Origin of the sequence: Saccharopolyspora shandongensis (genome assembly GCF_900106995.1) — a bacterium.
Classification (GTDB): domain Bacteria; phylum Actinomycetota; class Actinomycetes; order Mycobacteriales; family Pseudonocardiaceae; genus Saccharopolyspora; species Saccharopolyspora shandongensis.
Genome location: NZ_FNOK01000049.1, coordinates 64,853 through 76,135 on the forward strand (window position 1 = coordinate 64,853; position 11,283 = coordinate 76,135).

The following is an 11,283-nucleotide window of genomic DNA, read 5'->3' on the forward strand; positions in this document are numbered from 1 at the left end:
ATCGCCGCCGTGGAAACCTCCGCCACCTGCCACCATCGTTCACGGTGGTGGCAGCGGTGACCTCTCGCCCCGCCAGACCGGGTCCGACTGGGAAAGCCAGCCCTGCCTCTTCGGGCAAGGACGCGCTCCAGTCATGCCAATCCCTTCCTGCTCGAGGCCACGTCGGTGGCGCCGACCGGAAATCGTGCTGAAGATTGCAAGTTGCTGACCTGATCGGCCGTATCCGGTGCGGCCGAGCTGCGGGCCTTCGGTGATCTTCCGGTAAGCACCATCGCGATTCGGGTAGGTATGGCCGAAACTCGCGGCGCGGTCGAGTTCGGTCAGCAGTTGCTCTCTGCGCTCCGGGTCGGTCTCCCGCAGTAACGAGACGACCTGCAGATCCGCCGCGCCGGCGATCATCTGTAGGGACGGATGGGCGGGTCGATCAGGGTGACCTTCGCATTCTGCTTATCGGCCCACTTCAGGAACGCATCCGGGGTGTAGTGATCGGGGTGGCTCTTCTCCGGGTCGTACGCCACATACGCGCGCTTGCCGTCCCGCTGGACGGCGTCCACGTACAGCACATGCCCGAAGATCCCCACCTGCACGCCACCGCCCCGACGGACCCGGGCCCAGCACTCCTCCGGGCCGAGTTCGCCGTGCCAGTCGGTGAATTTCTTTTCCTGGCCTCCTCGTCCCGCATCGTAGACCGTCCGCTGCAGCGCCTTGCGGTAGATGATGTCGTTGATCGCGGCGAACCGCCGGAACGGACGGTCCAACAGCATCAGCAACACCGACGCCGCGAAACTTCGGGTCCATTGCCCGGGGAAGAGCTTCTTGGTCAGGACCTGGATTTCCGTGCGTTTGCCGGTGTCCAGATCGAGAAGCACAGAAAGCTTCTGCATAGCCCGGCCCCACTCGCGGCTCAGCTCCGCCCACGCCTCGGGGTCGCGACGACCGGCTTCGACCAGGTCCAGCGCGCGCCTCTGCAGCTGTCCGAAGGTCGTGTCGGCCTCGTTGAGGCGATGGGTCACCAGATCGCCGATCGTGCGCCCGAACAGTCGATCGTGTTCGTCGAGCACGGCCGCCCACTTCGGCGGCGTATTGCTCTCCTTGGCGCTCCGCATGATGTTGCGGATCTGCGCGCTGAAGTCGCGGCCCACCAACAGCAGGCCCGCGATGGTCGGTGTCTTGGCCATCGCCTGGGCGTTCAGGGAGGCGCTGACGCAGGTCGCCAGGTAGTGCTGCTCGTCGTGCCCACTGGCGGCGAACAGCGAGTCCAGGAGCGCCTCCTCGCTTTCCAGCAGCTTCTTGAAGAGCTCGTCTTCGCGCAGCCTCGGACGCGCGCCTGGGTCGAGGTTGATGAAGGACACCTCGGTCAGCCGACGCACGAGCGGCGCGCCCGGGTCGTATTCCGAGTCCAACAGGGCCGAATCCGCCTCCGTGAACGGGTTCTGGTTCGCCCCAAGCCGTACTGCGATCTCCGCCAGCACCTCTTCGAGGCGGTCCGGCGTCAGCGTCCGCACCTCGTGCCGCTGCAGCATCGCGGTGTGGTCCAGCTCGGTCAGGTCACCGCGCGCCGTTTCCCGCACCGGCACCAGCGACGCCGCCAGCACTGCGTCGTCGATCCAGGCACGCAGCCTAGATCGCTCGGGTTCGGACAGGCTGTCGATGCTGTTGTCGATGGCCGCCAGCGCCTCGCGGACCCCCGGCAGGCCGGCGATCTCGCGCGAGTAGTGCTCCAGCGAGCCACCGCGGGCCAGCTGCTCGAACTCGTTCCCGATGTAGCTGATCCGCTCCGGCGCCAGCCCCAGGGCGACCAGCGGGTGCAGTTCGTCGTTCGACGATCCGGGGTCTTCTCGGGCGGAGAGCGCGAAATCAGGGTCGGTCGCTGTGTCCGTCTCCGCCTTCGACGTGGACGGCCCGGCGTCGTTGCTGGAAGATCCGGCACCCGATGAGACATTCCTGGTGGCAGGCGATCCGCCGTCGAGGCGTGCCCGTTTGCCTGCGCCCTGCGACGACTCCGCGGCGGCAGTTCGCTTTCCGTGCAGCGCGTCGCGCAGCGCCTTTCGGGTTTGATCGACTTCTTCCCCGGCACCGCGCTGGAAGGCGTCGGCGATGTCGTTCACCCACCGCGGTAGCTGCGAGTCGTCCACCATGAACACCGACCTCGTGGCCCGCCGCTCGGCCTTGTAAGCCCGGACCTCCATGTCGACGATCTGCTTGGCGAGGGTCATCGCTTCCTCGGCCGAGTCCGGTCGCAGGTCCCGAATCGCAGGTTTGTCCGTGGCATCGCCGTTCAGCGTCCAGACGACGTGCTTTTCCCACCCATAGCCGCCGCGGACCATCTCGATGACTTCGACGATGTCCTGCGGCGGAATCGGCCCGAGGAAGGCCACCTCCTTCTCCCGCTCCAAGGCGAACCATTCGATGTTGCGCGCGCCGAAGGTTTTCCGGACGTCGATCCCGGGCTTCGACGCGCGGATCGTGTAGCCGTAGCGGCGATCGTCGTGCTGGTAGCGAGGATCGATCGTGGTCGAGACGAACTGCGTGTAGCCGAGTCCGTTGACGTGGAATTTGAGCGAGTCGGAGCGGCCTGGGTCCCTGGGCAGGAGTCCGTAGTCCAGCACCAAGGCCGGATGGTCGTTCAACCACCGGTGCGCGGTGATACCGGGCTCGGTCTGCGCGAAACCCCCGGAGATGTCGTCCTGGTGCAGGAGGTGGTTCTCCGCCCCACCGAACGGCGGACGCTGCAAGCCGTGCTGATCAGTGCCCAGCACAGCGGCGGGGTCCGGAACAGGATCGTGCTGCTCACCGGAATCGACCGATGATGGCGGTGTCGCCGACGAGTTCTCCACTACCGCCAGTTCTGCTCTGGTCGGGCCGCCCATCAAGAACTGAGTGGTGGTCACCAAGCCCTTGTCGAGCTCGTACCAGTGCCACACGGGGTAGCCCGTCTGGTCGGACACGACCCCGATCCACCTGCCGTCCTGGGAAACCGCGCCCCAGAAGTGGAGGTCGTCGATCGACTGACCACGAATCGTCCAGTTGCCGATCGAGTACCCACTTTCGGCAAAGTCATCGGCGTTGAACAGCGAGTCGAAGGTGCTCGCATCCTCGTCTGCCAACCCGTACCGGGACAAGCCGTCGACCTGGGCGTACGCCGGAACGGCATCGACATTCATGTCGGTGTGCTGCGGGCTTCGGGAACCGGACGACTCGGCCGGAGCGCCGGTCACCTCGGAGCCGGATCCGCCCGGCGACTGCCACGCGTCCCGCGAGCCGCCGCGCAGCTTCGCCTCGCGCTGAACCGGACCGGTCGGGCCCTCCGACTGCTGCTGGCCGACGTCGACCTCGTCCGCGCTCTGCGCCACATCGTCGTGCGTCTCGGTCGGGGCAGCCTCCGCGATCTCCTGCATGATCTGCGCGTAACGCTCACGAGCCGCGTCCAGCAGACGCATGGGCATCTTGCCCTTCGCGATCCGCCGGTTCGCCTCCGCATCCAAGTCCTCCGACGCCGACTGCCCAGTCCCGAACGTGGACTCGGTGCTTCCGCTGCTTTCGTCCGCTCGCAGTGCTGCGCGCAGTTCCTTGAAGATCTGCGCGAGTTTCCTCGGATCGGGCTCGGACTTGGAATCGATCAGCGCCTGGGTGAGTCGTTCGCGGAACGACTGCAGCGACTCGCGGAGCCCCAGCAGGTGGGACTCGACCTCGGACGGGTCCGCCCCGGCGGCCTCGCGTTCCATGACGAACGCCTTGATCTCCAGGTTCACCAGGCCCACGACCTCGTCATCCGCGATCTGCTCCCGCTGCGAGCGGCGTTCTTCCACCGCAGGATCGTGGTTCTGGCTCGCCGCGGAATCGGTCGCCGTGTTCGTCTCCGCCTTCGACGTGGACGGCCCGGCGGCGTTGCTGGAAGATCCGGCGCTCCGTTCGAACGGCCCGGGCACTCCGCCGAGCAAGCCCTGCGGCATCGGGTAGGAATCGGTGAACTTCACCAGGCCCGCCGCGAAATCCTTCGCCGCCTGCTCACCGCTGTCCGCCAGCACCATTCCGATCATCGCCCGGTGCTTGTCGAACTGAGGCCGCGCCGGGTTCTCACCAATGGCCATCCGCAGCCGCAGGCCCGCCTCTGCCGCGATCTCGCGCACCGCGTCCGACAGCTCAGGAAGGATCTCGCCACCGTCCAGCCGGGCGACCAGTTCCCGATGCGTCGCCTCCCAGTCGCTTCGTGCGCGGAGCTCCGCGCGCAGCTTTCCGAGCAGTTCGTTGAAGCGCGCGTTGTCGACGTTGTAGACCGCGTCCGCGATGGGCTGCTCATACCGCTTCAGGGATTCGTGGTCGACGATGTCCAGGAGCTGTTTGACCCGGCGCTCGCGAACGTAGCTCTGCACCTCCACTTCGATCAGCTGCTTGGCGACCTCCGGCATCTTCTCCCTGGCGTCAGGAAGCTTCTCCCAGTTCTGGGGATCTTCCGCCCAGTTCTTGCCCTTCTCGCGGTCCAGCTGATCCCACATCTCGCCGGTGAGCTCTCCGCCCCCGGTCAGCGTCTCGCTCGGCTTGGCCAGGAACCGCGGGTTCAGCACGAACTCGCCGAGCGCGTACTTCCGGCCGTCCCCGTCCGTGAAGCCCGCCTTGGTGGTCTCGACGCCGACAATGGCTTCCGGGTGGATGCCCAGCGGGAACGCGACCTCGCGCTCGTGGTGGAACCTCGTGGCCAGGCCGATGGTGTGGTTCACCGAGATACCGCCGGGAGCGAAGATCGAGAACCGCAGCACCTGGTCGGCGCCCTTGATGAAGTTCGCGGCCCGCGTCGTGCTCACGTACATCGACGACTCGTTCGCGGACACGTACTCCGGCAGCTCGACGTTGTCCCCGTTGGAGTAGGTGTTCTCGGGGTTCCTCGGCCGGAACCCGTGCCGGATGACCGCCGCGAGCGTTTCCCAAGGCCTCGCGACGCGGAACAAGATCGCGAGGTCCTGGCGGAACAGCGGGCGCGGGACGATCTTGCGGTAGATCTCCTCGACGAACTCCGGTGTCACAATCGACCGGTCCACGGCCGCCACCTGCAGCAGGTCGGCCGGTCGTTTCGGAGTCGGCAGATGGTGCTCGAACTCGACAGGTTGCGGCACGCCGACCTTGGTGGCGAACCTGTACCGACCGCCGTTGTCCGGGTCGCCCGAGTACCAGTGGTACGCGCCGTCTTCCAGGCGGGCCACCATCCTGGACGGATTCCCGGTGGCGGGGACGATCTCCACGATCCCGTTCGCGTGCGCGGTCCGCCGCCACTGCCCGTCCACGCTCGTCTGGACGACCTGGTCGCCCCGCAGCTGCGGTTCGCCCCAGCTCTCCCACACCGCGTGCTCGAGTTCCGCGAACTTCTTCCGCGTTCCCCGTCCGACGGTCCGGGCTTCGAGGTGTGCCCCCGGTACGGCGTCCGGGTCGTTGGCGTTCTCGTTCAACTCCGCAACGCCGGTGTTCTCGTCGTAGGTGAGATGAACCCGGTACTGGGCCGGCTCCTCCGAATCGGTCTCCTCGTTGAAGCGCTTGCCCTGGTGCGCGAACTCCAGCGTGACCTGGCCGCCTTCGCCCTCGGACCAGGTGCCGAGGTGCGCCGCGCCGACGCGGTCGAGGAGCAACACCCGATCGCCGGTCCGGAACCGCATGACCTGACCGGCCTCGTTACCGCCGTACAGCAGCGGTTTCGGCGACTCCCACGGGCTCGAACTCCCGGGTTCGGTGCTCGTCGCCGCCATCGGCGTTGACGGCCCGGCATCGTCCGCCTCGGTAGATGCCGGGGTCTGCGTGAGCGTCGCCCAGATGCTCGTCTCCAGGTCGCTGGGCGTCGTCTCGGGATTCTCGGTCACCACCTCATCGGTTTGCGACGCGTTTTCGCCGTCCGTCGGCTGCTGAGCCGGACCAGTCGGGCCCTCCGACTGCTGCTGGCCGGCGACCTCGTCCGCGCCCTGCACCGCGTCGTCGTGCGCCACGGTCGGGGCGATCTCCTGCAGGACCACCTGCCCGTCGTCGGTCGACACCACCTGGAAGCGGCTGCCCGCGGGAATCCCGACCCCGCCGTCCCGGACGAGGTGCGCCGACTGCCAGGCGTGCCCGGGCGCGGGCCGGAACACCACGGTGTTGGTCGCCTCGGTCGTGTCCGGTGCGGCGAACGCGCTGGTCGGCAGGCTGACTTCGGCCCCAGCCTGGAGATCTCCCAGCCAGCCCTCCCACCGGAGGGCAGCCGACACCTCGCCACCGGTGAACACCGGGAACCGGCGCACGCCGTTGTTGATGAAGGCTTCCACCAGCATCGCGAGCGGCCGGCGCTGCCGGAGGTCGGCCTGGAAATCCGGATACGCGGCGACCACGCCGTTCAAGGCCGCCAGGTGCGCCGCCGCAAGCTCCAGATCGGACGCGTCGAGGTGCTCCGGAATCGACGGGACACCGCCGAGCAGGAACTGCGCGACCGCGAACCTGGCACGGCGCAACTCGTTGCCATCCCAGAGGTTCTGGAACGCCTCGGTGTCGCGCGGGCCGGGCCGGAATCCGTCCGTGATCCGGGCTTGAGCGAGTTCGCCGTCGCGCCAATCCGGTCCCACGTCGTGGCGCCATCGCACGAGCAGGTCGGTCACTTCTCCGGAAGTCCAGTCCTCCGGGGTGATCGACCGACCGGTCTGCTCCAGGTAGTACTCCCGGAACTGCGCGAGCGCGCCCACTCGGATGCCGTGCGACACCAACGTCCGCAAGCCGTGGAAGACCGGGTCGTTCGCCAGAGCCCGACGGCCTTGCGTCGCCAGGTGCCTGGCGACGCTCGCCGGGTCCAAGGCTGGGATCACGCCGTTGGCCACCAGCTGCTGGTGCACATCGGTCCACCAGGTGCCCTCGCTGAGCAGGAAGCCCCACGCGTCGCTCGGGGGCACCGCCTGGAATCCCTCCGGGCGGGCGGCGATGACCGACGTGGCGGCCCGCAGCTCCGGCCCGAGAACGCCCAGCCGCATCGGGTCGGTCAGCTGCATCTCGTGGGCCAGGAAGATCAGCGGGCCGGCGTTCTCCTCGTCGATGCCCAGCTGCCGCGCCAGATCCCGGAGCTCGTCCGGGACGTGGCCGAGGTGCTCGGTGTAGGCGCCGAGCATCGCGAGGTCGTGACCCGCGTTGAAGTCGGCCGCGAGCTGCGCCAGGCGTTGCATCACGTCGGGGCCGGACTGGCGCAGATAGCCGAGCCGGTCGCGGTCGGCCAGGGCCGATGCGAGCAGCGAGATCATCTGGCGAGCCGCGGCCGGGTCGTTCTCGTTCCAGGTCACGCCGACCGGAGTGGGCCAACCGCCGTGCATTTCGAGCGTTCCCGCACGCAAGCGGTCGAACGGATCGGCGGATCCGCGGATCACCACGCTCAGCGAAATGGGATCCATCACGGCCGACCACAACGTCGGTGCCATGCTGAAGACACCGAGCACCGCCAGCGGACCGGCCGCGCCGAGTTCGCCGGTGGCCGCTTCGCGCACCAACTCGAACAGGAGCTGGCGGTCCTGCGGCGACGGGAACCCCTGCAGGGCGGCGATGTCGCGGAGATCGTTGATCAGCTGGTCGCGGATGTTGTTGTCGTGGATGTCCCGGAATGCCGGGAAGAACGGCCGCAGCACTTCGTAGGAGGTCAGCTGCAGGGCGCGCACCGCGGTTCGGATGGCGTCCGGGGTGTTGTCGATGTCCTCCTCGGGCAGCTGGGGGTCGAACTCCGCGTCGTAGACCGGCGGCTCGCCGACCGGGTTGGACGCCGGCGGCACGGCAGTGGTCTCGCCGTCGAACTTCGGTGGCTGTTCGTAAGCCGGCAGTTGATCCGCGGCGGCGGCCAAGGAGGCGAGGCGGTCGGCTTCGAGCTGTTCGAGCTGCCTCGGATCGACCACTCCAGCCATGTCGACGATCTCGGTCGCGAAGTACTCATCGAGCGTGATCGCGGGAAGCTCCCGCACCATGGCCCGGATCTCGTCGATCTCGGCCCGGATCACGTCGGCGGTCTTCCCTGCGCTGAAACCACTCCGGATCCGGTCGGTGGCCAGGTGCGCTGCGTAGAGCGGCTCGGTGCCCAGCTCGGCGGCGACGGCCAGCAGCCGCGCGGCGCCCGAGCCATCACCCGAGTCGAGGTAGTAACGCCGTGCCGCGGCGGGGATCTCGTCCGGAACCCGCCAGATCGCCATGCTCAGGCGCGCCACCTGCTCGAAGTCGAGGCCGTGGTTCTGGACCAGCCGCCGGATTCTCTCGACGTCGCGAAACTCGTCGAACCACGGCTGGTTCTGGAGTTCGTCGCGAACCGGCAATTGCGCCTGCCACCAGTCTTGCGCCTGCTGGCTGCGGCCGTCGCTCGCCAGGCCCTGCCACCAGGAATCGACCGCTTCCACGGTGACTTCCCGACCGCCGGTCGCCAGGAACTCCCCAGCCGTGGCGAACTCGCCCGGCCCTGCCTGCGGAATCCCTTCGAAAGACAACGAATTCTCCAGCGGGAATCCGGCAACCTCGGCCCACCAGCCGAAAACGGCGCGGGCTACCGGGTTCTGCTCGAACTCTCGGCGGAACTGCGCGCGTTCGTTCCAGTCTTCCAGCATCGTCTGGATCTGGTCGCTGTCGAAGCTGCCGGACCGCAGGCCTTGGCGGAGGACGAAGTCACGCCGCGCCGACATTTCGAGGCCGATCGTGGCGTGCGACATCGCCATCAGATCACCGGCCCGGTACAGCGCGGGCGGCAGGCCGAGCAACCAGGCCGCGACGAGCGGCTCCGAGCGGTGGCGGCTCTGGTAGTGCAGCAGCCGAACCGGGTCGTGGCTCGGACGTCCGTCGCGGACGCCCGCCAGCAGATGCCCGAAGCGGTTCCCGGCGCGGGCGCCGGCCATGGTGAGCCGGTGCTCGCGGAGATAGCGGTGCAGATCCTCCAGAGCTCGCCGATCGATGCGCGTGACCTGGTCGCGGAACGCGGCGAGGTCCGCGGGCACCATGCCGAACTCGCCGAGCATGTTGCGCACCCGCTCCGCCAGTAGCTCCGCACCGTTCTGCAGGAATAAGCCGCCCGAGAATTCCGCTGCGTTCAGGTCGAGCAGTTCGAGATCGTCGCGGTCGATCCCCAGCTGGCTCGCCGTTTGCAAGAGCAGCGCCTCACGGAACGTGACATCCGGAAGGTGATCGATCCCCTCGTAGAAGTCATCCAGGTCGATCGGCTCTGCGCCCTGCATCGCCGGTCCGACACCGCCGTGACTCCCCAAAACAGCGGACAAACTCAGCGCGGAATGCCCGCTGTCGTCCTCCGACGGGGAGCTCTCCGGCAGAGCAGCGCCGGGGAGGTTCCGCACCCAGACCTGCGCCGCCTGCTCGATCACCCCGGGATCGATGCTCCTGCCGCGCCCATCGCCCTGCTCGGATCGCGACAGCACCTGGTCGTTGTACGCCCGCAGCTCGTCGGTCACCCGGTCGGCGGGCAGCCTGCCCACCCCGTTGTTCAGGAAGGAAGCGAAGTTCCGCAGCTCCGTTGCGACGGAGGACAGCGGTGTCGAAGCCTGCCGGAAGCCATCGAAGAAGATCCCGACCAGCGTGGTGGTCTCCGCGCCCGCGATGAGTTCGGCCAGCCCGCCCCTGACGGAGTCCAGCAGCAGGTGGTCCTGCACGCCTCCCGCCCCGAAGCCGTGTGTGCCGATCAAGCGCGCCAAGAAGTCCGCGGGGCTGTGCAGGCCGAGCCCGTCGCGCACCTGCGCAACCCAGTCCGGCCCAGGGGTGCCGCGCAGGTCCTCCGGGAACAGCGCCGCGAGGTACACCGGGTCGGCACCGAGTTCCGCGGCGGCCTGCAACAGCACCCCCGCATCGAGCCCGTGGTGCTGCGCCACCAGCGGGATCTCGTCGGGGACCCGGCCCAGCGCCAGGGCCGTATCCCGCAGCCGGCTCGCATCCAGCCCGTGGTACTGCACCAGGTTCCGCAGTCGCTGAACGTCCTGGGCCACGAACCACGGCTGCCCGGCCAGGCCCTCGCGAAGCCCGGCCTCCTGCTCCCACCACGCACGCGTGGCCTCCTCGCCACCGGCGGTTTCGAGGATCTGCCACCAAGCCTGCACCGGATCGTCGCTATCCGACACGATTTCGGCGTACTGCCGGTAACTAGCCAGTTCGCCGGGGCCGATCCGGCTCGGCCCGCCGCCCACGCCGAACCAGCTCAGGTGGTTCTCGCCCAGTCCCAACGCGCGAAGCCAGGCGTCGACCGCAGACCTGACGAACGTCCGCCGCTGGTTGTTCGACAGATCGGCCCAGCCCTCGGGTAGTGGCAGGCCCACCCGCTCGATCGCCGATCCGTACCGCGTGATCAGCCTGCCCGCGGTGTCCGGCCGGATGCCCCACTGCCGCGCGACGTTCCACGTGCTCTCGGGGATGCTGTCGTGCTGCTGCGCCCACTGCAGCATGGAACCGATCTGCCTGTTGCTCAGCTGCTGCTGCGTCGCCGCGACGGCCAGGTCGATCAGGTTGGCGTGCTGCCAGTCCCGGGCGGTGTTGAGCCGCCAGCGAGCGACGTGGTTCCGGAGTTCGCCCGCGTCCCGGGCACTTTCGACCGAAACGCCGACGCCGCGCAAGTACGTCCGGAAAGCGGTCAGCTCGGTGCCGTTCAGCTGCCGCACCAGGTCGCGGAACGCGGGGAGGTCCGTCGGCCGCAGGTCGTGCTCCGCCAGCAGCGCGTGGATCTCCTCGTCCGACCGGTCCAGTCCCGACGACGTCGGCGGCACACTGCGCAAGGCGTTGGCGATGGTGTCAGCGATGTTCGACTGCGGCGCTGCAGGCGACTGCTGTTCTTGGGTCTGTTCCTCGGGTTCCGGTTGCCCGCCGACCGAGCAGTCGCCGGGCGACGACTCGTGCTGCGTGCTCGACTCCGCTGCCGGATCGGTCTGGTCTTGCTCGGACTCGTTGCGGGACCCGCCCTCGGCACCCGGGTTGTCCGCCGGCCGTTCGACCTCGGCCGTCAGCTTGGCACGCAGATCCGCTTCCAGCCGCGCCTGCCGATCAGCGTCGCCGGTATGCAGCGCATCGGCATAGAACGACACGAATTCCTCATACGCACCAATCGAATTCAGCGCCCGATCCCGCTCCGCCCACGAACCCTGCACCTGCTCCTGATTGGCCTCCGCGATCTCCTGCATGATCTGCGCGTAGCGTTCGCGAGCGGTTTCCAGCAGGCGCACGGGCATCTTGCCCTTCGCGATCCGCCGGCTCGCCTCCGCATCCAAGCCCTCCGACGCCGACCGCTCGCCCTCCTGCGCCTCGTACTGCGGCGGGGCACCGGTG

The 11,283-nt window shown here is 68.3% G+C and carries 2 protein-coding genes; both read right to left on the reverse strand.

Features of this window, described 5'->3' with window-relative positions; translation table 11 throughout:
• Positions 1-39 precede the first annotated feature (39 nt).
• On the reverse strand, positions 40-399 hold the full coding sequence (locus BLW84_RS46710) for a hypothetical protein (protein ID WP_143061215.1): 360 nt from the start codon (positions 397-399) through the stop codon (positions 40-42).
• Positions 396-11,186, reverse strand: coding sequence for a scabin-related ADP-ribosyltransferase (locus tag BLW84_RS47950; protein WP_218157597.1), 10,791 nt, complete (start codon positions 11,184-11,186; stop codon positions 396-398). Before BLW84_RS47950 ends, BLW84_RS46710 begins: the two co-directional genes overlap by 4 nt.
• Positions 11,187-11,283 lie beyond the last annotated feature (97 nt).